Source organism: Micromonospora auratinigra, assembly GCF_900089595.1.
In the GTDB taxonomy this organism is placed as follows: Bacteria; Actinomycetota; Actinomycetes; order Mycobacteriales; family Micromonosporaceae; genus Micromonospora; species Micromonospora auratinigra.
In genome coordinates this window covers 4,437,365-4,461,979 of the sequence record NZ_LT594323.1, presented here as the reverse complement: position 1 = coordinate 4,461,979, position 24,615 = coordinate 4,437,365, and the positions used below count along the sequence as shown (strand labels likewise).

Annotated in this window: 20 protein-coding genes; 13 read left to right on the top strand and 7 right to left on the bottom strand. The window is 71.6% G+C overall.

What is annotated here, in order from left to right; genetic code table 11:
- Nucleotides 1–172: 172 nt before the first annotated feature.
- Nucleotides 173–1,495 (bottom strand): MDR family MFS transporter, encoded by a 1,323-nt coding sequence (locus GA0070611_RS19945; protein WP_091666516.1) that lies wholly within the window; start codon nucleotides 1,493–1,495, stop codon nucleotides 173–175.
- Nucleotides 1,496–1,646: 151 nt separating this feature from the next.
- Between GA0070611_RS19945 and GA0070611_RS19940 the strand changes: the two genes are divergently transcribed.
- Nucleotides 1,647–2,414, top strand: a complete 768-nt coding sequence (locus tag GA0070611_RS19940; protein ID WP_091666514.1) for a phosphoglyceromutase — start codon at nucleotides 1,647–1,649, stop codon at nucleotides 2,412–2,414.
- Nucleotides 2,415–2,468: 54 nt separating this feature from the next.
- On the opposite strand, the gene phoU is transcribed toward GA0070611_RS19940, so the two are convergent.
- Entirely contained in the window at nucleotides 2,469–3,122 is a 654-nt protein-coding gene (gene phoU / locus GA0070611_RS19935; protein WP_091666511.1) for a phosphate signaling complex protein PhoU, read from the bottom strand.
- A 210-nt stretch (nucleotides 3,123–3,332) separates the two neighbouring features.
- On the opposite strand from phoU, the gene GA0070611_RS19930 reads away from it, so the two are divergent.
- The 3 genes from GA0070611_RS19930 (at nucleotide 3,333) to GA0070611_RS19920 (ending at nucleotide 6,512) form a co-directional block, all read left to right on the top strand.
- Nucleotides 3,333–4,619, top strand: a complete 1,287-nt coding sequence (locus tag GA0070611_RS19930; protein WP_197675749.1) for a sensor histidine kinase — start codon at nucleotides 3,333–3,335, stop codon at nucleotides 4,617–4,619.
- A 23-nt stretch (nucleotides 4,620–4,642) separates the two neighbouring features.
- Entirely contained in the window at nucleotides 4,643–5,326 is a 684-nt protein-coding gene (locus tag GA0070611_RS19925; RefSeq protein WP_091666508.1) for a response regulator transcription factor, read from the top strand.
- 595 nt (nucleotides 5,327–5,921) lie between these two features.
- On the top strand, nucleotides 5,922–6,512 hold the full coding sequence (locus GA0070611_RS19920; protein WP_091665403.1) for a hypothetical protein: 591 nt from the start codon (nucleotides 5,922–5,924) through the stop codon (nucleotides 6,510–6,512).
- A gap of 73 nt (nucleotides 6,513–6,585) precedes the next feature.
- On the opposite strand, the gene GA0070611_RS19915 is transcribed toward GA0070611_RS19920, so the two are convergent.
- Nucleotides 6,586–7,239: an NADPH-dependent F420 reductase gene (locus tag GA0070611_RS19915; protein WP_091666505.1), complete on the bottom strand. Its 654-nt coding sequence runs from the start codon at nucleotides 7,237–7,239 to the stop codon at nucleotides 6,586–6,588.
- Nucleotides 7,240–7,418: 179 nt separating this feature from the next.
- Here GA0070611_RS19915 and GA0070611_RS19910 point away from each other — a divergent pair, with 179 nt between their 5' ends.
- Nucleotides 7,419–7,997, top strand: coding sequence for a TetR/AcrR family transcriptional regulator (locus GA0070611_RS19910; protein WP_091666502.1), 579 nt, complete (start codon nucleotides 7,419–7,421; stop codon nucleotides 7,995–7,997).
- Nucleotides 7,998–8,140: 143 nt separating this feature from the next.
- Here GA0070611_RS19910 and GA0070611_RS19905 read toward each other — a convergent pair whose 3' ends face one another.
- The gene (locus tag GA0070611_RS19905; RefSeq protein ID WP_091666501.1) at nucleotides 8,141–8,947 is read right to left on the bottom strand and encodes a hypothetical protein; all 807 of its coding nucleotides are present in this window, start codon (nucleotides 8,945–8,947) and stop codon (nucleotides 8,141–8,143) included.
- 74 nt (nucleotides 8,948–9,021) lie between these two features.
- Here GA0070611_RS19905 and GA0070611_RS19900 point away from each other — a divergent pair, with 74 nt between their 5' ends.
- Complete coding sequence (locus tag GA0070611_RS19900) at nucleotides 9,022–9,966, top strand: Ppx/GppA phosphatase family protein (protein WP_091666500.1); 945 nt, start codon at nucleotides 9,022–9,024, stop codon at nucleotides 9,964–9,966.
- A gap of 118 nt (nucleotides 9,967–10,084) precedes the next feature.
- Entirely contained in the window at nucleotides 10,085–10,891 is an 807-nt protein-coding gene (locus GA0070611_RS19895) for a sugar phosphate isomerase/epimerase family protein (RefSeq protein ID WP_197675748.1), read from the top strand.
- Nucleotides 10,892–11,003: 112 nt separating this feature from the next.
- On the opposite strand, the gene GA0070611_RS19890 is transcribed toward GA0070611_RS19895, so the two are convergent.
- The 3 genes from GA0070611_RS19890 to GA0070611_RS19880 are packed head-to-tail and all read right to left on the bottom strand — an operon-like array spanning nucleotide 11,004 to nucleotide 13,039.
- Complete coding sequence (locus GA0070611_RS19890; protein WP_091666499.1) at nucleotides 11,004–11,579, bottom strand: CGNR zinc finger domain-containing protein; 576 nt, start codon at nucleotides 11,577–11,579, stop codon at nucleotides 11,004–11,006.
- A 19-nt stretch (nucleotides 11,580–11,598) separates the two neighbouring features.
- Entirely contained in the window at nucleotides 11,599–12,765 is a 1,167-nt protein-coding gene (locus GA0070611_RS19885) for a glutathionylspermidine synthase family protein (RefSeq protein ID WP_091666498.1), read from the bottom strand.
- A 1-nt stretch (nucleotide 12,766) separates the two neighbouring features.
- Nucleotides 12,767–13,039, bottom strand: coding sequence for a hypothetical protein (locus GA0070611_RS19880; protein ID WP_091673157.1), 273 nt, complete (start codon nucleotides 13,037–13,039; stop codon nucleotides 12,767–12,769).
- 107 nt (nucleotides 13,040–13,146) lie between these two features.
- Between GA0070611_RS19880 and GA0070611_RS19875 the strand changes: the two genes are divergently transcribed.
- From GA0070611_RS19875 to GA0070611_RS19850, 6 genes are all read left to right on the top strand, one after another.
- Complete coding sequence (locus GA0070611_RS19875; RefSeq protein ID WP_091666497.1) at nucleotides 13,147–14,067, top strand: proline dehydrogenase family protein; 921 nt, start codon at nucleotides 13,147–13,149, stop codon at nucleotides 14,065–14,067.
- Nucleotides 14,068–14,172: 105 nt separating this feature from the next.
- Nucleotides 14,173–15,579, top strand: coding sequence for a hypothetical protein (locus GA0070611_RS19870; protein ID WP_091666496.1), 1,407 nt, complete (start codon nucleotides 14,173–14,175; stop codon nucleotides 15,577–15,579).
- A gap of 543 nt (nucleotides 15,580–16,122) precedes the next feature.
- Nucleotides 16,123–22,404: an RHS repeat-associated core domain-containing protein gene (locus tag GA0070611_RS19865; protein ID WP_091666495.1), complete on the top strand. Its 6,282-nt coding sequence runs from the start codon at nucleotides 16,123–16,125 to the stop codon at nucleotides 22,402–22,404.
- Nucleotides 22,405–22,623: 219 nt separating this feature from the next.
- Entirely contained in the window at nucleotides 22,624–23,418 is a 795-nt protein-coding gene (locus GA0070611_RS19860; RefSeq protein WP_091666494.1) for an alpha/beta fold hydrolase, read from the top strand.
- Nucleotides 23,411–23,977, top strand: a complete 567-nt coding sequence (locus GA0070611_RS19855) for a TetR/AcrR family transcriptional regulator (protein WP_091666493.1) — start codon at nucleotides 23,411–23,413, stop codon at nucleotides 23,975–23,977. Before GA0070611_RS19860 ends, GA0070611_RS19855 begins: the two co-directional genes overlap by 8 nt.
- Nucleotides 23,977–24,315, top strand: coding sequence for a YrdB family protein (locus GA0070611_RS19850; RefSeq protein WP_091666492.1), 339 nt, complete (start codon nucleotides 23,977–23,979; stop codon nucleotides 24,313–24,315). The genes GA0070611_RS19855 and GA0070611_RS19850 overlap by 1 nt, the downstream gene beginning before the upstream one ends.
- The last annotated feature ends 300 nt before the right edge of the window (nucleotides 24,316–24,615 follow it).

The window sequence follows — 24,615 nt, the reverse complement described above, 5'->3', positions numbered from 1 at the left end:
GGGTGAGTCGACCGTCGCCCGGCCCGGTCCCCGGTGAGTCGTTCAGGTCATCGAGTTCCTGGTCGCCGGGGAGGCGGCCCGGTCGACAGCGGGCGGAGGTCTGCCGGGTCGATCCGGTCGCTCGGGACGCCGGACCCGGCCCGGGCCGGGCGGTCGGCTGTCGGGGCGTACCTCAGGGGGCGACGCGGACCGGCTCGGCGGGTGCGGTCGCCGCGGCCTCGGCCGCCTCGGGGGCCGGGGTGGCGAGCACGGTGACCGGCCGGACCGGGGTGGCGGCCGGGCGGAGCTGGGCCGCCCGTCGCTCGCGGGCCGGGCCGGAGACCAGGTGGGCAATCGCGGTGACCGCCCCGAGCGCGGCGCAGCCGAGCCAGAGCTGGGTGTTGCCCGCGTGCTCCCGGACCAGGCCGCCGAGGACCGGCGCGCTCGCCCCGGCGAGCTGCCAGGAGAGAGAGAAGACGCCCTGGTAGCGGCCGCGCAGCGCGGCAGGGGAGAGTTCGGCGATCAGGGTGGCGTTCGAGGGCGAGTTGAGCATCTCGCCGACGGTCCAGATCAGCACGGTGAGGCCGTAGAGCCAGGCCGTCCCGGCGAACGCGGTGAGGCCGAAGCCGACCCCGGTCACCAGCGCGGCGAGGGCGAGCACGTGCGAGCGGCTCCGGCCCCGGATCAGCCGGGGTACGAAGAGCTGCCCGATCACGATAAGCACCCCGTTGAGCGCGATCACCGAGCCGTACGTGGCGGGGCTCAGGCCGGAGTCGCCCATCGCGATCGGCAGCATCGAGATGTGCTGGAGGAAGACCAGCGCGGCGAGCAGGTTGAGCGCCACGAAGCCGAGGAACACCCGGTCGGTGAGGATGGTCCGCAGCGCGCCGGCCGGAGCCGCGTCCTTGACCGAGGGGGCGGCGGCGGGGGAGCGGGTCTCCTTCACCCGGGTGAAGATGATCAGCGCGGTGATCACCGTGGTGGCCGCGTCGACCACGAAGAGCAGCAGGTAGCCGGCCTGGGCGGCGAACCCGGCGAGCACCGCCGCGCAGGCGAAGCCCAGGTTGATCGCCCAGTAGTTCAGCGAGAAGGCGCGCAACCGGTCCTTCTCCGGCACCACGTCGATCATCATGGCGCCGAACGCCGGGCGGGCCGCCTCGGCGAACATGCCGAGCAGCAGCGCGCCCAGCGCCACCGTCCAGAGCGGCCGGGCCAGGCCGAGCCCGAGCATCATGGTGGCCGCGCCCAGATGGGCGGTGAGCAGGGTGGGCCGACGCCCCCACCGGTCCGCCAGGGTGCCGCCGACGGTGGTGCCGACCGCGCCGCCGACCCCCCAGAGCCCGATCACCAGGCCGGCCTGCGCGGCCGAGAAGTGCCGGGCCTGGGTCAGGTAGATGGCGAGGAAGACCAGCACGAAGGAGCCGAGCCGGTTGATCAGGGTGCCGGTCCAGAGGTACCAGAAGGCCCTGGGCAGGCCGCCCGTGGTGTCCCGTAGCCAGCCCCGTACCGTCCGCATCCCGCCGCCCCCGTTTTGGTAATGACCGATTTATCTCGGATGCCTTACAACCTAGTGCCGGCCGGGAAGGCGGGTCATCAGCTTTTCCACGTGGTGGTCGTCACCACCGGTCCCCGCGTGTCCGTTCCCGCCGTACGGCAGGATGATCCGCATGACTGCGAGCGAGGGGCCCACCGTCGGGACGCTGGTCCTGCTGCGGCACGGCGAGAGCGACTGGAACGCCAAGAACCTCTTCACCGGCTGGGTCGACGTCGACCTGACCGCCAAGGGTGAGAGCGAGGCGCGGCGCGGCGGTGAGCTGCTGCGCGAGCACAACCTGCTGCCGGACGTGGTGCACACCAGCGTGATGCGCCGGGCGATCCGCACCGCCGAGCTGGCGCTGAACGCCGCCGACCGGCACTGGATCGCGGTGCGCCGGTCGTGGCGGCTCAACGAGCGGCACTACGGCGCCCTGCAGGGCAAGAACAAGAAGCAGACCCTGGACGAGTACGGCGAGGAGCAGTTCATGCTCTGGCGCCGGTCGTACGACACGCCGCCGCCGCCGATCGACGACAACGACGAGTGGTCGCAGGTCGGCGACCCCCGGTACGCGCTGCTCCCGAACGAGCTGATGCCGCGTACCGAGTGCCTCAAGGACGTCGTCGAGCGGATGCTGCCGTACTGGTACGACTCGATCGTGCCGGACATCCTGGCCGGCCGGACGGTGCTGGTGGCCGCGCACGGCAACTCGCTGCGCGCGCTGGTCAAGCACCTCGACCAGATCTCCGACGAGGCGATCGCCAAGCTGAACATCCCGACCGGGATCCCGCTGCGCTACGACCTCTCCCCCGACCTGCGCCCGCAGGTCCTGGGCGGGACGTACCTGGACCCGGAGGCCGCCAAGGAGGCCGCCGCCGCGGTCGCCAACCAGGGCCGCTGACCGACGCGACGAAGGCCCCCGGTCGCACCTCGGGGGCCTTCGTGCTGTCCGGGGTCAGTTCGGCGAGGGGGCGGCCTGGCCGGTGATCAGGTAGACCACGTGCTCGCCGGCGTTCACCGCGTGGTCGGCGAAGCGCTCGTAGAAGCGACCCAGCAGGGTCGCGTCGATCGCCGTCTCCACCCCGTACGGCCAGTCGTCGCCGAGCAGCACGCCGAAGAGGCTCTTGTGCAGGTCGTCCATGGCGTCGTCGTCCCGGTCCAGCTCGGCGGCCAGGTCGGCGTCGGGCTTGGCCAGCACCGTGCCGATCTTCTCGGCCATCCGGTCGGCGATGCGGGCCATGTCGGTGAAGACGGGCCGCAGCTCGGCCGGTACGGCGGGCGACGGGTGCCGGCGCAGCGCGGTCTTCGCCACGTGGTCGGCCAGGTCGCCCATCCGCTCCAGGTCGGCGGCGACGTGCAGGGCGGTGATCATGGCGCGCAGGTCGGAGGCGACGGGTGCCTGCCGGGCCAGCAGGTCGCAGACCCGCTCCTCGACGTGCCGGTAGAGCTCGTCGATCTCGGCGTCCCGCGCGATCACGGCCTCCGACGCCGTACGGTCGGCGGTCAGCAGGCCCTTGGTGGCCTGGCGCATGGCGGCGCGCACCCCCTCCGCCATGTCCACCAGCAGCTGGCTGACGATCTGGAGGTCGGCCCGGAACTCGTCGCGCATGGTCACTTCCTGGGGTCGGGGATCACCGCCGGGCCGGAGTGGCCGCGTACGGCGTGAGCAGGTGCGCGACCCACGGTAGGTCGGGGGAGTCGGCGCGAAGGTGAACGCGGGTGAACGGGGTGGGACCCGGGAGTGAACTTTCCCGGAAGCGAGAGGGTTTCGTCCCGTTCTGCCCGATCGCTCAGTGAACAATGACCCTACGATCGCCAGGTGGAATGGGCGGTGGCGGTCGCGGTGGCTGCGGCGCTGGTGGCCGGAGTGGTCGCCGGGCTGCTGCTGTCCGGACCCGTCCGGTCGTGGCGGTCGCGACCGGCGACGTCGGGGAGCGAGAGCTCCCGCCGGACTGCAGGGAGGCCCCCGATTCCCGACGACCAGCAGGGCGGGCTCTCCGGGCTCGGCCGCAAGACGATCGACGCGCTGCGCGCCGGCGTGGTGGTGCTCGACGCCGACGACGTGCCGGTGCTGGTGAACCCCGCCGCCCGCGCGCTGGGCCTGCTCCGCACCGGCACCACACCCGGCTCCATCGCGGCGCACCCGTTGATCCGTACCCTCGCCGGGCAGGTCCGCCGCACGGGCGTGCGGCGCGAGATCGAGCTGGACCTGCCCCGTGGCCGCGACAGCGCCGGGGTCAACCCGCTCGGCGTGCACCTGCGCGCCATGGGGCTCGGCGGCGGCTACGTCTCGATCGAGGCGGCCGACGTCACCGAGTCGCACCGGCTCGCCCGGGTACGGCGGGACTTCGTGGCCAACGTCAGCCACGAACTGAAGACGCCCATCGGTGCCCTGCAACTGCTCGCCGAAGCGCTGGTCGACGCCACCGAGCCGGCCGGCGAGGCGGACCTCTCCGAGGACATGGTCGCCGCCCGCCGGTTCGCCGAGCGGATCCAGCACGAGTCGACCCGGCTCGGCCGGCTGGTCCAGGAACTGCTCGAACTCACCCGCCTCCAGGGCGCCGAACCGCAGCCCCCGCCCGAGCCGGTCAGCCTGGACTGGGTGATCGCCGAGGTGGTCGACCGGACCCGGACCGCCGCGTCCGCCCGCCGGGTGGAGGTCGTGGTGGACGGTGCCCGTGGTCTCACCGCGTACGGCAGCGACACCCAGCTCGCCACCGCGGTCGCGAACCTGGTGGAGAACGCGATCAACTACTCCGGCGAGGACACCACAGTCCGGGTGACCGCCCGGAGCACCGACGACCACGTCGAGGTCGCCGTCGCCGACCAGGGCATCGGCATCGCCCCCAACGAGGTCGACCGGATCTTCGAGCGCTTCTACCGGGCCGACCGCGCCCGCTCCCGCTCGACCGGCGGCACCGGGCTCGGCCTGGCCATCGTCAAGCACATCGCCGGCAACCATGGCGGCCGGGTGGACGTGTCGAGCACTCTTGGTGGAGGGTCGACGTTCACCCTCCGGCTGCCCGCAAGTCCTCCCGACGACCTGGAGGCGACACTCTCCTCCGCTGGGATCGAGGCCGGCCCGGCCGAGCTCCGGCAGGCCTGACCCACACCGAAAGGAAGCACCCGTTGAGCCGCGTACTGGTGGTCGAGGACGAGGAATCGTTCTCCGACGCCCTGTCCTACATGCTCCGCAAGGAGGGCTTCGAGGTCTCCGTCGCCGCGACGGGTCCCTCCGCCCTCACCGAGTTCGACCGGACCGGCGCCGACATCGTGCTGCTCGACCTGATGCTGCCGGAGATGTCGGGCACCGAGGTCTGCCGCCAGCTGCGCCAGCGCTCGCACGTCCCGATCATCATGGTCACCGCGCGGGACAGCGAGATCGACAAGGTGGTCGGCCTGGAGATCGGCGCGGACGACTACGTGACCAAGCCGTACTCGCCGCGGGAGCTGGTGGCCCGGATCCGGGCCGTGCTGCGCCGGCAGACCACCGAGGCGGGCGAGTCCGGTGCTCCGACGCTCGCCGCCGGCCCGGTCCGGATGGACATCGAACGGCACGTGGTGACCGTCGACGGCGCGCCCGTCCAGCTGCCGCTCAAGGAGTTCGAGCTGCTCGAACTGCTGCTGCGCAACGCCGGCCGGGTGCTCACCCGGGGTCAGCTCATCGACCGGGTCTGGGGCGCCGACTACGTGGGCGACACCAAGACGCTGGACGTGCACGTGAAGCGGCTCCGTTCGAAGGTCGAGCCGGAACCCTCCGCGCCGCGCTACATCGTCACGGTCCGGGGCCTGGGCTACAAGTTCGAGCCCTGACCGGCCTCCGGCCGCCCGCCCCTTCGGGTGTCGGTGGCCGGGTGCCGCCGGCCCTGTACACCCGTGGTCGGCCGGCCGGCTGTTCGTCCGGGGCGGATGTCCCGTCTGTCGGCCTGTCCGGGTGGCGGTCGACCGTCGGTGGAACGCTATTGCTGTCTCAGGCGCGTTTTGGCGTACATACCGTTCCACTCACCGGCTTCTGCCGTGGGGTGCGACGGGGGCTCCTCGCCCGTCGGGTGGGCGGCTTCGGGCCGAGCGCCGCGCCCGGTGCGGTGGGCGGCTGTCGGGATCAGGCACGGATGTCCGGTTCGTGGGTGTGGTCGGGGGCACCGTGGGGGCGGAATGGTGGCGGGGGTGGGGTCGTTGTATCCGGGTGAACGGCCGAGCAGGACCCGCCCCGCCCGACGGGGTGGCCCCGCCGGGGAATGACGGTGGACCGCCGGTCGTTGTACCTGGTCCCGGCGCCGCGAAGAGGCCCTGCCCCGCGAGTTGCCGGTTCCCCCCGAGACTTTCTTGAGCGCCTGACGGTGCTTGCGCACACCCCACGCCGACCCCCGTCGGCGACGTGCGCCAACCCCCGAATGGAGCTTTTCCCATGAACACGATCATTCGTAAGAGCGTGCTCGGTGTTGCTGGTCTGGCGTTCGCTGGTGGTGTGTTCGGTGGTCCGCTCGCGGCCCACGCCGACGCCCCGGTCAAGGACGCGAAGCCCGTCGCGGTGGTGCAGAGCGCGGACAAGCCGGACATGGGCAAGTTGGTCCCGCACGGTGTGCAGGGCGCGCAGTCGAAGATTGATCTGAACGCCGAGCAGACCGCCAACGTGAAGGCGATCATCGCCGCCACGAAGAAGGCGGGTCTGCCGGAGCGGGCCGCGGTGATCTCGATCGCCACCGCGCTGCAGGAGTCGAAGCTGGAGAACCTGGGTCACCTGGGCGACAAGAACGACCACGACTCGCTGGGTCTGTTCCAGCAGCGCCCCTCCAGCGGTTGGGGTGCGCCGGAGCAGATCACCGACCCGGAGTACGCGACCCTGGCGTTCGAGAAGGGTCTGAAGCAGGTCGACGGGTGGCAGGACATGCCGCTGACCGAGGCCGCCCAGACCGTCCAGGTCTCGGCCTACCCGGATGCGTACGCGCAGTGGGAGCAGCAGGCCGCCGACCTCGTCGCCCAGCACTGGAACAGCTGACCACCACAATGACCGCCGGCCGGCACCCCGAACACGGGGTGCCGGCCGGGCGGCTTTTCGGTCGGGTGACCGGTCAGCGGATCACCTTGAGGTTGAAGAGCGGCGTGCCCAGCCGGCCGTAGAGGCGCAGCCAGATCGGCAGCAGCATTTCGGTGCCCCGGGCGGTGGTGATGTCGCCGAGGTCGATCACGTCGGTGTGTCCGAAGCTGGTCAGCAGCTCGCTGACCAGCTTCTTGGCCTCCGGGTCGTCGCCGGAGACGAAGACGCTGTGGTCGCCGTCGGCGAGCTGACGGGGGTGGGTCATCAGGTCGGCGGTCAGGGTGTTGAGCGCCTTCACCACGCGGGTACGCGGGAAGGCCCGCTGGATCCGCTCGGCCAGGGAGTCGTCGTTGAGCACCGACAGAGTGGGCGGGAAGCCGTTGCCGAAGTCGAGTGGGTTGGCGATGTCGAGCAGGACCTTGCCGGCCAGGTTCTCCTCGCCCGCGGCGGTGAGCGCGGGGAGTGAGCCGTCGCCGCTGGTCGCGTTGACCACCAGCTCGGCGTCGGTGGTGGCGTCGGCGTAGCCGGCCAGGCCGACCTGCGGGTGTGCGGTGGCCCAGTCGGTCCAGTCACCAGCCCGGGTGGCCGTCGCGTCGCGGGTGCCCATCACGACCTCGTGTCCCAGCTCGGCGAGGCGGGCGGCGATGGCCCGGCCGACCATGCCGGTGCCCAGTACTGCGATACGCATGTCGATTCCGTCCTCCGGTGCGGCGCGACGCCCATGCCCCGCGCTCGATGCAGAACAGACTAACAGACAGGTCTGTCTACTTGGCTAGTTCACACCGACGTGAGCGCCGCCACCTACGGCAAGGAGGGTTGGACGGACCGGTCTGTAAACTGGGCGTTCTCACCGAGGAGGGATTCACCATGCCCGCGTCCCGTACGCCCGCCGGCTCCGCCCGGGACCGGATCCTGGACACCGCGTTCCGGCTCTTCTACGCGTACGGCCCGAGGGGCGTCGGGGTGGACACGGTGATCGCCGAGTCGGGGGTCGCCAAGGCAACCCTCTACAAGCACTTCCCGAGCAAGGACGACCTCGTGCTGGCGTACCTGGACAAGGTCGACCAGGCCTGGTTCGGTGCCCTGCGGGCCGCCGCCCGGGCAGCCGGCGACGACCCCCGTGAGCAGCTCGTCGGCATGTTCGACGCGCTGGTCGGCGCGTGCCGGCGGGAGGGCTACCACGGCTGCGCCTTCATCAACACCGCTGCCGAGTCGCCCGCCGGCGGCCCGGTGCACGCCCGTACCGTCGAGCACAAGAACGTGGTGCGGGCCTGGGTGACGGACCTGGCCCGGCGGGCCGGCGCGGCCGAGCCGGAGCTGCTGGCCCGCCAGCTCACCCTGCTGCTCGACGGCGGCCTGGCCGGCGGGGTGCTCGACGGCGACCCGGCGTTGGCCGAGGCCGCCAAGCGCTCCGCCCGCGCCCTGGTCGACACCGCGCTCGACTGAGCCGGGAACGTTCGTCCCCAGCGCCGCCGGGTGCTGGCCGCTAGCGCGGGCGCGGCCGGCGTGCTCGCCTGCACCGCGGCCGGCCTGGCCGGCGCGGCGGTGGCCGCCACCGGCTGCGCCGCCTGTCGCGCTGAGTTCCGCCGTTACTCGCTGGCCGGGTGGGGAGCGATCTGGCCCTGCCGGAACCGGGCCGCGCACAGCTCGGCGAGCTTCGCGTACGCGGGCGCGCCGATCAGCGCGGTCAGCTCCGGCCCGTACGAGAGGTACATCGGCTCCGCGCCGACGTGCGCGTCGGTGGAGGAGGTGCACCACCAGTCCAGGTCGTGCCCGCCCGCGCCCCAGCCGCGCCGGTCGAACTCGGCCAGCGTGGAGATCAGCACCTTGGTGTTGTCCGGCCGCTTGTGCCACTCCTGGTCCCGGCGGACCGGCAGCTGCCAGCAGACGTCCGGCTTGTACTCCAGCGGGTGCACCCCGTCGCGCAGCGCCTGGGCGTGCAGCGCGCAGCCGCCCCCGGCGGGGAAGTCGGCGTCGTTGAGGAAGACGCAGGGCGCGTCGACGTCCCGGGTGGCGGTCCGCCGGGCCGGGTTCTTGCCGTCGATCGTGTCGTTCTCGGTCCAGTTCTTGAAGCCCTTGCGGAAGTGCTGCCAGGTCTGAGGGGTGAGCCGCTTGACCGCTGCCCGGACCCGCTTCTCGTCGTCCGCATCGGTGAAGAACGCGCCGTGCGAGCAGCAGCCGTCCTGGGCCCGGCCGGCGATGATTCCGTGGCAGCCCTTGCCGAAGACGCAGGTCCAGCGGGAGAGCAGCCAGGTCAGGTCGGCGCGGACCAGGTGCTTCTCGTCGGCCGGGTCGACGAACTCGATCCACTCCCGGGGAAAGTCGAGCCCCACCTCGCGGCTGCGCGGGTCGTCGGGGTCGTCCACCAGCACCTGAAGCTCGATCTGCCCTGTCACCCGGACCAGCGTACGCGGGGTGACCCGGGCCGGCCGGCGAGCCGGGAAACGTGTCGGGCCCTAGGGTCGTCTCCATGCGACTGGGTGTCCTCGACGTCGGTTCGAACACGGTGCACCTGCTGGTGGTCGACGCCCACCACGGGGCGCACCCCTGGCCGGCGCACTCCGAGAAGGTGGTGCTCCGGCTGGCCGAGCAGATCGGCCCGGACGGCGCGCTCACCGAGGGCGGCGCGGACGGGCTGGTCAAGGCCGTCGGCATGGCGCGGGCGGCGGCGGACGGACTGGCCGCCGACGACCTGCTGGCCTTCGCCACCAGCGCGGTCCGCGACGCCACCAACGCCGGGGAGGTGCTGTCCCGGGTCCGCGACGAGACCGGCGTACGCCTGGAGGTGCTCTCCGGCGCGGACGAGGCGCGGATGACGTTCCTCGCCGTGCGGCGCTGGTTCGGCTGGTCCGCCGGGCGGCTGCTGAGCATGGACATCGGAGGCGGCTCGTTGGAGCTGGCCGCCGGCATCGACGAGGACCCGGAGGTGGCGATCTCGCTGCCGCTGGGCGCCGGGCGGTTGAGCCGGGAGCGGCTGCGGGTCGACCCGGCCGGCACGCTCCCCCCGTCGGCCGAGGCCGTGGAAGGTCTCCGGGAGTACGTCGACGCGCAGCTCGACCCCGTGCTGGAGCGGCTCGCCGAGGTGGGCTGGGAACGCCCGGTGGCCACCTCGAAGACGTTCCGGATGCTGGCCCGGCTGGCCGGCGCGGCCCCCTCCGGTGCGGGGCTGTGGGCGCGGCGCAGCCTGACCCGGACCGGGCTGCGGCAGGTGCTCGGGTTCATCCGGCACATCCCGCCGGCACAGCTCGCCGAGCTGGAAGGGGTGAGCGCGGGGCGGGCACACCAGCTCCTCGCCGGGGCGGTGGTGGCCGAGGCGGTGCTGCGCCGGCTCGACGTGGAGGCCCTGGACATCTGCCCGTGGGCGCTGCGGGAGGGGGTCATCCTGCGCCGGCTGGATCAGCTCGCGCCGATGTGATCCCCGCCGCCCGGCCGGGCGTCGGTGCCAGGTCACGGTGGGGTGCCCGGGGAGCCGTCGTCCGCTTTGCGGATGCTCGTCCCGATGCGCGCTGGCGGGCCGGGCTACCCTGAGGGGCGTGACTTCACACGTGCCGGTGCTCCTGTCCAGTTCCTCGGTGTTCCCCGAGCGGACCGCGGCGGCGTTCCAGCTGGCCGCGTCGCTCGGCTACGACGGCGTCGAGGTGATGGTGTGGACCGACGTGGTGAGCCAGGACCCGGGCGCGCTGCGCGGTCTGGCCGACCACTACGGCGTCCCGGTCCTCTCTGTGCACGCGCCCTGCCTGCTGGTCACCCAGCGGGTGTGGAGCCCCGACCCGTGGGAGCGGCTGCGCCGCGCCGCCGAGCTGGCCGAGACCCTGGAGGCCCCCACGGTCGTGGTGCACCCGCCCTTCACCTGGCAGCGGGACTACGCCCGGAACTTCGCCGAAGGGCTGGCGAAGGTCGAGGAGAAGTTCACCGGGCTGCGCTTCGCGGTGGAGAACATGTACCCGGTGCGGATGGCCGGCCGGCAGTTCGTCCCGTACGTCCCCGGCTGGGATCCCACCGACACCGGCTACGCCTCGTACACCCTGGACCTGTCGCACTGTGCCGCCTCGCACACCGACGCCCTGGCGATGGCCGACCGGATGGGTGCCGGCCTGGCCCACGTGCACCTCGGGGACGGCACCGGCGAGGGGCGTGACGAGCACCTGGTGCCCGGGCGGGGCGCCCAGCCCTGCGCCGAGCTGCTCCGCTCGCTGGCCGGCCGGGGCTTCACCGGCAGCGTGGCGGTCGAGGTGACCACCCGGGGCGCCAAGTCCCGCGCCGTCCGCGAGGCCGACCTCCGCGAGGCCCTGGCCTTCGCCCGCGCCAACCTCACCGCCCCCTCCCCCCTCAACGCCTGACCACGCCCGCCGGCTTGCGTTGATCGAGGGGGTCGCGTCGGTCTCCGCGCCGACGCTGACGCAAACCCCTTGATCACCGGAGCCTTGCCGGCGGTGGGGAGGGGTGGGTGGGTCAGGAGACCGGGGTGAGGGGTTCGGGCTGGGTGGGGACCGTCACCTGGTCGCCGATGGCGGCGCGCTTGCGGGCGCGGTGGGCGGCGACGTGCGACCGGGTGGCGCAGCGCTCCGAGCAGAACCGCCGGCAGCAGTTCGACGAGGTGTCCAGGTAGACGTTGCCGCAGCGCTCGTCGGCGCAGACGCCGAACCGGGCGCTGCCGTACTCGCAGAGCCAGACCGACAGGCCCCAGACCGCGCCCGCCAGGTATTCGGCCGAGACCGACGCGCCCCGGCTGGTCACGTGCATGTGCCAGTCGCTGGAGTCGTGGCCGGAGATGCGCGGCTGCACCGGGAACGCCTCCAGCAGCGCGTTCAGCTCGGTGACCGCGTCCGCGTCCCGGCCCGTGGTGCCGTACTCGAAGATGTCGCGCAGCCGCTTCTGCGCCCGCCGGAAGATCGCCAGGTCCCGCTCCGCGACCTCGTCGCGCATCCAGGCGTTCTCGTCCGGGAAGAGGGCCCGCAGGTCGTCGAGGTCGTCCAGGCGGGCGTTGACGAGGTCGACACCGGTCCGGGCGTACGCGTCGAAGTTCACGACACCAACGGTAGACGACTCACGGGACACGCGGCGCGTCGATGTAGTGGGGCAGGAACCGCGCGTACCCGTCGGTGATGAGGCCGGTGCTCTCGCGGATCCCGAGCCCGGCCGCGCCGCCGTCGACGATCCAGCTCCCCAGCACCGTCCGGTTGCCGGCGAAGTCCGGCAACGCCCGGAACTCCTGGTAGCAGAAGCCTTCTTCGCCGTAGATGCCCGGATTGGTGAACTCGGTGTCGCCGGTGACGATGCGGACCGAGCCGCCCTCCCGGCCGAGCAACGGCTTGGCCACGTACTCGGTCATCCCGCGCGGCGAGTCCAGGTACGCCGGCAGCAGGTAGTCGTGCCCCGGGTACAGCTCCCAGAGCACCGCCAGCAGCGCCTTGTTCGACAGCAGCAGCTTCCAGGCGGGCTCGATCCAGGTGGTCGGGGTGCCCGGCTCCAGGGCCGGCCGCCCGTACGGCTCGGCCAGCATCCACTCCCACGGGTAGAGCTTGAAGGCGGTGGTGACCGGCCGGTCGTCGCCGTCCACGAAGCGCCGGCCGTCCCAGCCGACCCGCTGGATCGGCGTGAGGGTGACCTCCAGCCCGGCCTGCCGGGCCGTCTCGGCCAGGTAACCGGCGGTGATCTGGTCCTCGCCCGACTCCTCCTCCTCGGACCAGAACACGTGCACCCGCGGGTCGTGCAGCCCTGCGCCGATCTTGGACCAGGCCACCACCAGCCGCTCGTGCAGGCTGTTCCACTGGTCCGCCTCGGGGCGGGTGTCCTCCAGCCAGAACCACTGGGCGATGCTCGCCTCGACCAGCGAGGTGGGGGTGTCGGCGTTGTACTCCAGCAGCTTCGGCGGCCAGCTCCCGTCGTAGGCGAGGTCGAAGCGGCCGTAGAGGGTCGGCGGGTGCTCGCGCAGCGACCGGGCGACCGCCTCCGCCGCCCAGGCCGGGATGCCGAACTCGGCGTACCGGTTGCGGGCCACCACGTGCTCGGCGGCGGCCACCGACATCCGGTGCAGCTCCTCGGTGGCCTCCTCCAGCCGGAGCACCTCGTCCAGCTCGAAGGAGTAGGCGGCGGTCTCGTCCCAGTACGACATGATCTCGCCGTCGGGCAGCTCGGTGTCGACGTACACCAGGCCCTGGGAGCGGATGGTGGCGTCCCAGTCGGGGCGCGGGGTGCTCGCCTCGCGGCGCACGTCAGCCCCCGCAGGAGGCGAGGTGGGTGCCGAAGCCGCCCCGGTCGGGCAGCGTGGCGGCGGCCGGCGTGCCGGTGTCCCGGGCGGCGGCCGGGGCGGGCGCCCGCAGCGCCAGCGCGACGGTGTCGCCGCCGCCCCCGGCCGGTCCGAGGGCGCAGTCGTCATCGTCGTCGTCGTAGCCGCCGTTGCAGCCGGAGAGGGCGAGCGCCAGCACGGTGAGCGTGCCGAGCTGGACGGTGGCCGAGCGGAGCCGGCGGCGGGGGGTGCGTTCCACGTGATCGTTGTAGCTGATCCGCGCCACCACGGCAGCCCCGGGAACGCTGCGTGACGTTGCCCGCCGCCCCCCGGCGCGGGCCGGTGCCCGGGCGTTACGCTCGGCTCATGCTCCGTTCCGTCATCCTCGCCGCCTCCCGGTCATCCCAGGTGGAGCGGCTCGTCGCGACGGCCCCGTTCACCCGGGACGTCGTCCGCCGGTTCGTCGCCGGCGCCGGCACCGACGACGCGCTGCGCGCGACCCGTGCGCTCGTCGCCGACGGCCAAGCGGTCACCCTCGACTACCTGGGCGAGGACACCACCAACATCGAGCAGGCGAACGCCACCCGGGACGAGTACCTGGCGCTGCTGCGGCTGCTCTCCGCCGCCGGGCTCACCCCGGCCGCCGAGGTCAGCGTGAAGCTCTCCGCGCTCGGCCAGATGGTCGACGAGCAGCTCGCGTACGACAACGCGCGGGCGATCTGCGCGGTGGCCGACGCGGCGAACACCACGGTCACCCTGGACATGGAGGACCACACCACCACCGACTCGACCCTGGACATCCTGGCCAAGCTCCGCAAGGACTACCCGTCGACCGGCGCGGTGCTCCAGGCGTACCTGCGGCGTACCGAGTCGGACTGCCGGGAGCTCTCCGGCGCCGGGTCGCGGGTGCGGCTCTGCAAGGGCGCGTACAAGGAGCCGGAGTCGGTCGCCTACCAGTCGGCCCGGGAGGTGGACAAGTCGTACGTGCGCTGCATGAACGTGCTGATGTCCGGCGACGGGTACCCGATGCTGGCCACCCACGACCCGCGGCTGATCGCGATCGGCGAGGACCGGGCCCGCTGGTTCGACCGGAACCCGGACCGGTTCGAGTTCCAGATGCTGTACGGCATCCGCCCCGAGGAGCAGGCCCGCCTGGTCGGCGAGGGCTACACCGTGCGCACCTACGTCCCCTACGGCGACCAGTGGTACGGCTACCTGATGCGGCGGCTGGCCGAGCGCCCCGCCAACCTGATGTTCTTCGGCCGGGCGCTGGTCTCGAAGAAGTGACTCACCGGCTCGCCCGGTCGGCTTGAGGGTCGGCCGGGCGAGTAGCCGGGACTCCCCGCGTCGGGGATCCGCCGTACGATGCGGCCAACCTGATGAGGAGGGTCGATGGGGGAGCGGAACACCTCGAAGCACGCGGGGTATCGCGCCGGGCTCGCGCTGCGCGTGGCGGAGCTGCGGGAGCGGTTTCCGGATGTGCTGGTCTCCTGTGATGTGCACGATGAGTTCCCCGGGCCCGATCTGATCTGCTGGAACGCCGACCCGGAGGAGATCTGGGTCTGGTTCTTCGAGTCCGACGACTCCGAGAGTCTGGCGCGGGACCGCCTGCGTGGTTTCCTTGCTCATCCCGCTGAGGTGACCGACGTCGTGGCGAAGCGCGTGGTGGCCGGCCCCAACGCGGTCTTCCCGACGGCCTCGATCAGGGCGGCCAGCCCTCTGGACAGCCGGGAACGTGTCGAGGTCCTGCACGGTGCCGTGGACGGGATCCAGCTCTACCGCGAGTTCGGGGTCGAGGGGAAGACGCCGCTGGCGGAACGGACCGCGGTGGTCGAAGCGTTGGAGGCCGCCAGTGACGCGGATCACGACTCGCGGGAATCATTGGGATTCCGACGTGAGGACGAGACCGCGATGGAGCCCGCCCCCGCGCCCGCCCCGGTCGGGAAAAGCACGTGGCGGCGGCCGGAAACGGTTCAGCTGCAACTCACGATCGACCTTTCCGAGGGCACGGACGATCGGCTGATCCGGGACTGGTTCGAATCAGCCTGGTCGCTGTTCCGGGAAGTGCTGCCACCCGACATCTTCGCGTCGGCCGCAGAGACGGAACGGCAGTCCGGAGCGATACGGTTCGGTGCCGTCGACGGTGCGGACGAGGATCGCTCCTGGCAGCTTCCGTTCGATGACGAGAACTGGGCCAGTTTTCTGTCCGAGCTCGGCCGGCGGAGCGCGGAGCTGCAGTATCTGACCGTCGAGCTGGCCGAGGACGAGCGGTATCCGTGGCTGACGTCAGACGGTTCCGCCCTGGCTGTCGACTTCTGGCGGTACCCCGTCGGCGGCGGCACCTTCGGCGTTCTCGGCATCGAAATGCCGCGCGCGGTGTTCTCGCGCGCCGCCGAGGCCGGCGTCGTTCTCCTCCGTCGGACGGCGAACCGGGGTGCGCTCTTCGGCCTCATCGGGATCGACTACGGAGTGCAGTTGATGACCGGGCTCGAATATGCGCTCTACCTCCATCCCTGGGAGACCGTGCGGTCCGTGCGGCACACCCTCCGCGGCTATTCCTGGATCACCATCCTGTCGGAGCCGCAGACGGAGCGGGTCGGAGGCGTGGCGCAACTGCGCGGAAGCGGCGCGTTCGTGCGGGTGGAACCCCTTGCCGGGGGTGGTTGTTGGCTACAGGCCACCGACACCTTCGACGGGTACGGGGACGCGGAGGCCGCGCGGGTCTACCAGGTGCTGCGCCCACTGCTGCCGGGCGACGCGTTTCCCTCCACCTTCAAGAACGAGTGGCGGGACGTCTGACCTGCCCTTGGGTCACACCCGGTGATCTTGCTGATCATTCCCCCAGGTGATCCTTCCGCCGGTCGCTCACGCTCCGTGAATGTATTGACACCCGTCACGGCTGGCCCTACGTTCAGCCGGCAAGCCGGCATACGGGGGCGGAGGCTGGTGTGGGCGATCAGAGGCTATCGGGACAGGTGGATTGTCCCGTTTCAGAGCACGGGCTGCGCGGCGTTGAGCTGCGGACGGCCGTCGTCCCCGCTCCCGTTCGGCGGTGCGATTCCGCCCGAGCCGGCACAGCCGGAACTGCTGCCGACGACGCGGTGAGCCTTACCTTCGCCTGACCGGGCGACTCGTAACGCCACCGCCGGTCGTGCGCGCTCAAGGCGCAAATCGATTCCTCGCCGGACCCATCGGGTCCGGCTCACCTCACTGCACTCTTTTCATCCCAGGGAGGGATACGTGGCAGGTGTACGGGGGTTTTCTTCCGGCATTCGCAGTGCCAGAAGACAGATCGCGCCACCCGGCAGGACACGTGGCAGTCACCGCGCGCTCAGCGCGGCCATGGCTGCGATCCTGGCCGGCACCCTCGCCGGTCAGCTTCCGCCGCAGGCCGCACAGGCGGCGACGACGCCGAAGCTCACCACGCAGCGGTACCCGTCCGTCTCCGGCAACTCGGCCAGGGCCACCCGGCCGGGGCCGGACCGGACGGTAACGGCGGCGAAGGTCAAGCGGCGGGCCCCGCGCTGGCCGGCCGCCGGTGCGGCCGAGGTCACCCTGCCGGCCGTTGCCGACGGTGCGCGGGTGGCAGCCGCTCCCGCCGTCCGGGCCGGCACGTTGCCGGTGACCGTGCGACAGGTGTCCGGCGCTGCCGGTGCCCGTCCCGCGGCGACCGGCCCCACCCGGGTGCGGGTCGAGGTGATGTCGAAGGCCGCCGCCCAGACCGCAGGGGTCAACGGCCTGCTGGTGCGGGTCGGGCGGACCGATGGTGCCGCCTCGGCCGGGCAGGTGGAGGTCGGGGTTGACTACGCCGCGTTCGCTTCGGCGTACGGTGCGGACTGGTCGTCCCGACTCCGGCTGTTCCGGCTGCCGGAGTGCGCCCTGACCACGCCGGCTGCGACCGCCTGCCAGCCGATCCCACTGGACTCGCGCAACGACGTGCGAAGCCGGACCCTTTCGGCGCCGGTGCCGACCACACCGATCCGGTCGGCGGTGCCTGCCGCTGACGGCGAGCGGCTGGGGCTCAGCTCGACGGCGGCGCTGACCGGGACGCTGGTCGCTGCCACCAGCGGACCATCGGGTGGCGCGGGCGACTTCACCGCCTCCAGTCTCGCTCCCGCCTCGACCTGGGGACACAGCGGCTCGACGGGCGGTTTCCAGTGGTCGTACCCGATGACCACCCCGCCGGCAGTCGGCGGCCCCGCGCCTGACCTGAAGCTCTCGTACTCGGCTCAGTCGGTGGACGGCCTCAACGCCGCGACCAACAACCAGCCCGGGCCCATCGGCGAGGGTTTCGATCTTTCACCCGGTTTCGTGGAGCGACGGTACAAGGCCTGCGCCGACGACATGGGTGGTGACGCCAACAACACCACGAAGACCGGTGACCTCTGCTGGGGCGCCGAGAACGCCGTCCTCTCCCTCGGTGGCTCGACGGTTGAGCTGATCAAGGGCGGTGACGGCCGGTGGCACCCGCGTAAGGAGGACGGCTCGAAGATCGAGCTGTTGACCACCCCGGCCTACGGCAACGGTGACAACGACAACGAGTACTGGAAGGTCACCACGGCCGACGGAACCCAGTACTGGTTCGGCAGGCACCAGCTCCCCGGTTGGTCCTCCGGTCGCCCGACGACCAACTCGGTGCTCACGGTGCCGGTCTACGGCAACAACCCTGGCGAGCCCTGCTATGCGAGCACCTTCGCCGCCTCGGAGTGCGCGGGTAAGCGACAGGCGTGGCGGTGGAACCTGGACTACGTCCAGGACGTCCACGGCAACACCATGTCGCTGTGGTGGACCAAGGAGACCAACTACTACGCCAAGAACCGGAACTCGGCGGCACCCGTCGCCTACGACCGGGGCGCCTACCTGACCCGGATCGACTACGGCACCGACAACCGGGACAACAACGAGTACGCGGCCACCAGCCCCTACGTCGAGAACGCCCCGGCGCGGGTGGAGTTCACGAACTCCGACCGCTGCCTGGCCAACTGCACCACCAAGAACGCCACCACCTGGCCGGACACTCCGTGGGACCAGGAGTGCACCGCCACCACCAACCCGTGCGTCAACGGTTCCCCGACCTTCTGGTCGGCGAAGCGACTCACCCTTGTGAAGACCCGGGTCTGGAAGGGCAGCGCGTACCAGGACGTGAATTCCTGGACCCTGCGGCACACCTTCCCGGACCCGGGGGACGGCACGCGGGCCGGCCTCTGGCTGGCCGGTGTCACCCGACGTGGCCTGAACGGGACGACCGTGACGGTGCCGGAGGTGACCTTCGCGGGTATCCAGATGCAGAACCGGGTCGACGCCGCCGGCAGCGACTGGGCCCTGGCGATGAACTGGTGGCGGGTCAATTCCATCCGCACCGAGACCGGTGGCGAGATCTTCGTGACCTACAGCCCCCGGCAGTGCGTCAAGGGCGGCACCATGCCGACGAACCTGGACGACAACTCGCTGCGCTGTTTCCCGGTCAGGTGGACGCCGCCGGGTTACACCGCCCCGATCACTGACTACTTCCACAAGTACGTGGTGACCGAGGTGCAGCAGATCGACCACACTGGTGGTGCCCGCCCGCTCATCACCGCCTACGAGTACCAGAACCCGAACGGTCTGCCACTCTGGCGGTACTCGGACGACAACGGACTGATCCCGACGAGCCGCAAGAGCTGGAGTGAATGGCGCGGCTATCCGAAGGTGATCACCCGCGTCGGCGAGGGCGCGGACCAGACCAAGACGGAGACCCTCTACTTCCGCGGCATGGACGGGGACAAGCTGGCGGCCGGCGGCACCCGCTCCGTCACGGTGCAGGGCCTGGAGGGAGGGGCGGCCACCGACCAGGACGCGTTCGCGGGTATGCCCCGTGAGCAAATCACCTGGCAGGGCTCGACGATCGTGTCGGCCAGCGTCAGTGACCCCTGGCAGTCCGGCCCGACCGCGTCCCGCTCCGGCACGCCCGCCGTCGACGCGCGCTTCGTCGCGGTCGGCACGGTCCGTACCCGCACCGCACTGGACGGCGGAGCCTGGCGCCGGACGAAGACGGTCACCACCTACGACGCGTACGGCATGCCGGTCTCCCTGGAGGACCAGGGCGACGAGGCGGTCAGCACCGACACCCGTTGCTCCACCACCGAGTACATCCGGAACACCACCGGTGCGAACTGGTTGCTCAAGTCGTTGAAGCGCACCCAGGGCTGGGCAGGCCCCTGTGCCACTCCGCCGACCAGCGAGGCGCAGGTCACCGGCGACACCCGATACAGCTATGACAACCTGGCGTACGGCACCGCACCGACCAAGGGCATCGTGACGGCGATCGAGGAGGTCAAGGACTTCAACGGCGGAAGCCGGCTCTACCAGCAGGTGGCGACGATGAAGTACGACGCCCAGGGCCGGGCGACCGAGACGACCGACATCACCGGCAAGGCCACCAAGACCGCCTACACCCCGGCGGCGGGCGGCCCGCTGACCTCGACGGTGGTCACCAATCCGCTGCTGTGGACCGAGACCACCGAACTCGACCCCGCCACGGGTGCCACCACGAAGAAGACCGACGCGAACAACCGGGTGACCGAGGTCGCCTACGACGCGCTCGGCCGTACCACCACCGTCTGGCAGCCGGACCGGTCCCGGGCCATCTTCCCGAACAACCCGTCAGTCCGGTACACCTACACGTACTCGACGACGGGGGTGTCGAGCGTCAAGAGCGAGCAGTTGGACGCTCGGGGCGGCTACCGAGTGGGTTACAAGCTGGTCGACGCCCTCGGCCGTGACCGGCAGACCCAGGAGCTGTCGTACGGGGGCGGCCGGATCATCACCGACACCTTCTACGACGCGGCCGGCCGGGTCTACAAGGCGAACGCTCCCTACTACAACAGCGCCGCAGCCGGCACCACGCTGTTCCTCGGGCTCGACCTCGACGTGCCGAACCAGACGCGGATCTTGTTCGATGCGGCGGGCCGGCCGATCCACTCGATCCAGTTCTCCCGCAACGTGGAGAAGTGGCGGACCTCCACCACGTACCACGGTGACCACGTCGACACGACGCCACCGGTCGGCGGCACCGCCACCACCACCTGGACCGACCCGCAGGGGCAGACCACGAAGCTGTGGCAGTACCACGGTCCGACCCCGAGCGGCAGCTACGACGAGACCCGGTACGCCTACGAGGCGACCGGCCTGCTCAAGTCGGTCACCGACGCCTCCGGCAACAGTTGGTCCTACCAGTACGACATCCGAGGGCGGAACACGATCACCGACGACCCTGACAAGGGTCGGACCACCACGGTCTACAACAGCCTGGACCAGGTGGAATCGGTGACCGATTCGCGGGGGAAGACGCTCTGGTCGAGCTACGACGACCTGGGCCGGCTCACCGCCACGCGGGACACCTCCGGAACCGGGCCGCTGGTCGCCTCGTTCGTCTACGACCTGCCGGCCAAGGGCGTGCTGCGCTCGTCCTCCCGGTGGGTCGGGACCGACGAGTACAAGACCGAGACGATCTCCGTCGACGCCCGCTACCGGCAGACCCAGGTGCGCTACACCATCCCCGCGGTCGAGGGCGCGCTCGCCGGCACGTACAGCGTCAAGCAGACGTTCAACGCGGACGGCTCGCCGAACACGCTGACGCTGCCGGACGCCGGCGGCATGGCGGCGGAGATCCTCACCTACGGCTACGACAGCACGTACGCGTTGCCGGACAAGCTGGCGACGGACTACGGCGACGCGACCCACTACGTGATCCAGACGTCGTACTCGAACCTCAACCAGCCGAACCTGGTCACCCGGGCCAAGGCGCTGACCGGGGCGCCGTTCGTGCAGTCGGGTCAGTACTACGACGAGACCACGGGCCGGGTCTCCCGGCGGCCGGTCATCCGGTCGGTCGCGCCGTCCTACATCGCCAACGCCACCTTCGGCTACGACGCCGCGGGCAACATCACCTCGATCGACGACGACCCCGGCTCCGGTCGGGACACCCAGTGCTTCAGCTACGACCACCTGCGCCGGTTGACGGAGGCCTGGACGCCGGCGTCGTACGACTGCTCTCCGGCACCGTCGTCGGCCGGTCTGGGCGGTCCGGCGAAGTACTGGACGTCCTGGAGCTTTGGGACGCCCACCGATGCCAAAGGGCGGGTGGGCAACCGGCTGAGCCAGGTGGAGCACGCCACCGCCACCGGCGACGTCACCACCACGTACGGCTACCACGCCGCGGGTGCCACCCAGCCGCACGCGGTGTGGTCGACCAGCCGGACGGACAACGCCGGCACGGTGACCGGGACGTACGACTACGACAGTGCCGGCAACCTCACCTCCCGGCCGGGTCCGAACGGCCAGCAGTCGCTGACCTGGACCGTGGACGGGGAACTGGCGAGCGTGTCGGACTCGGCGGGCACGAGCAGCTACGTGACCGATCCGGCCGGCGGCCGGCTGGTGTCCCGCGACCCGAAGGGCACGACTCTGCATCTCGGCGCCACCGAGGTCCGGCTGGACAAGGCGAGCAACGGGGTCACGGCCACCCGCTACTACGAGTTCCTCGGCGAGATCGTGGCCCAGCGGAGCACGACCGGTGGCATCACCTGGCTTGCCGCGGACTATCAGGGCACCGGGCAGGTTGCCGTCTCGGGAGACGCGACGCAGGCGGTGACCCGGCGGCGTCAGACGCCGTTCGGCACCGAGCGGGGCGGACCGGCCAGCTGGCCGAACGCCCGTGGGTTCGTCGACGGCTACCGGGACAGCACCGGACTGACCCAGGTGGGGCAGCGTGCGTACGACCCGGGGTTGGGTCGGTTCGTCTCGGTCGACCCGGTGCTGGACCACTACGACCCGCAGCAGATGAACGCGTACATCTACGGCGACAACAGCCCGGTCACCTTCAGCGACCCCTCCGGGCAGCGCTGGGAGGAGGAGACCCAGAAGGAGGGTCTCGACAAGATCGCCCAGGACACCAAGCGGCGGCAGGCCGAGTACAAGAAGGACCAGGGTGACACGCTCGCCCACGCGACGGCGGTGATCCTGCGGACGGCGAACCTGAAGAAGAACTACCCGCACGCCCACATCTCCAGCGACGCGTCCGGCCGGTATCGCGGTGGCGACATCATCTGCTGGGACTGCAAGGCCGGTGAGGTGTGGGTCTGGGAGGTGAAGCCCCACACCAAGGAGGCCCAGGCCGAAGCGGATCTCGCGAGGCACATCGAAACCGCCAAGCGAGACATCCGAGCGAAGGGCAAGCGGGTGATCGCCGGTCCGAACAGCGCCTTCAATCCACCCGAGGACGAATCGCCGACCCTCGGTGAGCCGCGGGCCCGGACAAGGGTCTTCAACGGCAAGAAGGACGGCGTGCAGCTCTACGAGCAGAAGCGGACGAAGGAGAGAGCACCGCGGAGTGAGGCGAAGGGTCTCCGCGAGGCGGAGGAGATCGCCAGTGACGCCAACGAAGACTCGCAGGACTGGAAGATGACGCTCTTCGACGACCACGTCGAAGGTGGGAGTTTCGTCGGGGACGTCGTCCTCTTCACACCCTTCGCCTTTGCCGGTGTGCTCGCGGTTCGATGGGGAATCGCCGCCGTGCCGGTCATCGTCAAGTTCGTCAAGGGCGGCCCCAAGGGCTGCCGTGCCGACTACGCCCTCGCCTGCTGACCTCGGCGGCGACGTCCGGAACGGGCCGGTGGGACTCTGTCCCGCCGGCCCGTTCCGCCCTGTCCGGGAGTTCGTCATCCGCCCGGCCGTCGACGATGGACAGCAGGTCACGCCCGCCGGGGGTGTCCGCAGTGGTCCGTGTGTACCTCGTCTTCCCGATCTCCACCTGATTCAAGTCGACCCTTGACGGCCTAAGCTAAGTGCATTAGCTTTTTGGCTATGACGATTAGCCAGGTGGAGCGGGACGGCGGAACGATCGCGTACGAGGTGCACGGGGAGGGGCCGCTGGTGGTCCTCGCGCACGGCATGGGGGAGAACCGGGCCGCTTTCCGGCACCTGGTGCCCCGGCTGGTGGCCGCCGGCTACCGGGTCGCCTCCGTCGACGTACGCGGGCACGGCGACTCCAGCCCGCACTGGCCCACGTACGCCCCGGCCGAGGTGGGCGGCGACCTGCTCGCCGTGGTCCGGGCGCTCGGCGGCGGCCCGGCCACCCTGGTCGGCAGCTCGTCCAGCGGCGCCGCGATCGTCTTCGCCGCCGCCGACGGGCCCGAGCTGGTCAACGGCATCGTGCAGGTCAGCCCGTTCGTCACCCAGGCGAAGCCGAACCCGGTGCTGGCCCTGCTCCAGGCCGCCGTGCTGCGCAGCCCCCGCCTCTTCGGCATGTTCCACAAGACGCTCTTCCCCGCCGCCCGGCCGGCCGACGACGCCGCGTACCGCAAGGAGATGGTCGCCAGGCTGCGCGGCCGGATGGACGCGGTGCGCGGCGTGGTCGCGCCGGTCGACCCGCACTGGAGCACCCGGGCCCGCGAGGTGCGGCAGCCCGTGCTGGTGCTGATGGGGACGAAGGACCCGGACTTCAAGGACCCGGGCGCGGAGGCGCGGGCCGCCCGACGGCTCTTCGGCACCGCCGAGGCCCGGATGGTCGACGACTCCGGCCACTACCCGCACGCCGACCAGCCCGAGGCCACCGCCGCCGACCTGGTCGAGTTCCTGGCCGTGACCGCCCGTGCCTAGGGCCGGCCTCACCCCGGCCACGGTGGTCCGCGAGGCGGCCGTGCTCGCCGACGAGGTGGGGTACGACAAGCTGACCCTGGCGGCGCTCGCCGGCCGGCTCGGCGTCGCCCTGCCCAGCCTCTACAAGCACGTGCGGGGCGCGGACGCGCTGCACCGGAAGCTGGCCGTGCTGGCCACCGCCGAGATCGCCGAAAAGCTGACCGGCGCCGCCGCGGGCCGGGCCGGCGCGGACGCGCTGCGCGCCGTCGCCGCCGCCTACCGGGCGTACGCCCGGCGGCACCCCGGCCGCTACCCGGCCACCCAGCGGGCCCCCGACCCCGACGACCCGGAACACCGCGCCGCCGGCGAGCGGGCGGTGGGCGCGATCTACGCGATCCTGCGCGGGTACGGTCTCACCGGCGACGCGGCCGTCGACGCCACCAGGATGTTCCGGGCCGCGGTGCACGGCTTCCTCACCCTCGAGGCGGCCGGCGGGTTCGGGCTGCCCCGGGACATCGACCGCTCCTTCGACCAGATGGTGTCCGGGCTGGACACCGCGTACCGGAACTGGAGGTCCTGATGAAGGGCGTTCTGCTGGCGCTGGCCTTCCTGTTGGAGCTGGCCATGCTCGCCGCCGCCGGCTGGTGGGGCTTCACCCTCGACGCGGGCTGGCCGGTACGCGTGCTCGCCGGGATCGGCGTACCCCTGCTGCTGGCCGTCGTCTGGGGCGTCTTCTGCTCGCCGCGCGCCGGGGTGGCGCTGCCCGTGCCGGCCAAGGCCGCGGTGCAGGCTGCCTGCTTCCTCGTCGGCGGGGCGCTGCTCGCCCTGGCAGGACGGCCGGGACTGGGCGCGGTGCTGGTGGCGCTCTTCGCGGTCGACAAGGCCCTGCTCACCGTCGCCTACCACGACCCGGTCTGACCCTTCCCGGCTCTCCCCGACCCCCGCCCCGAACCGGGGCGGCCGCGCCGGCACCGGTCCGGTCGGGATCGTGGCGGGAGTGGTCCCGGCAGGGGCCGTTTTCCGCCAGGATCTCCGCGTCGGCCGGCGGCTCTGGCCGGATCGCCCCGTTCGGTCGTACCCTTCGCCGGTGACCGACGGTGACGAGCGGCCCGCTGAGTCGGCGGAGAGTCGCGACGAGCAGCCCGCCGCCGTGAACGGTGAGCCGGAGGGCGCCCCGCCGGCCCCACCCACCGACGAGTCCGCCGCCCCCGCGTCCGG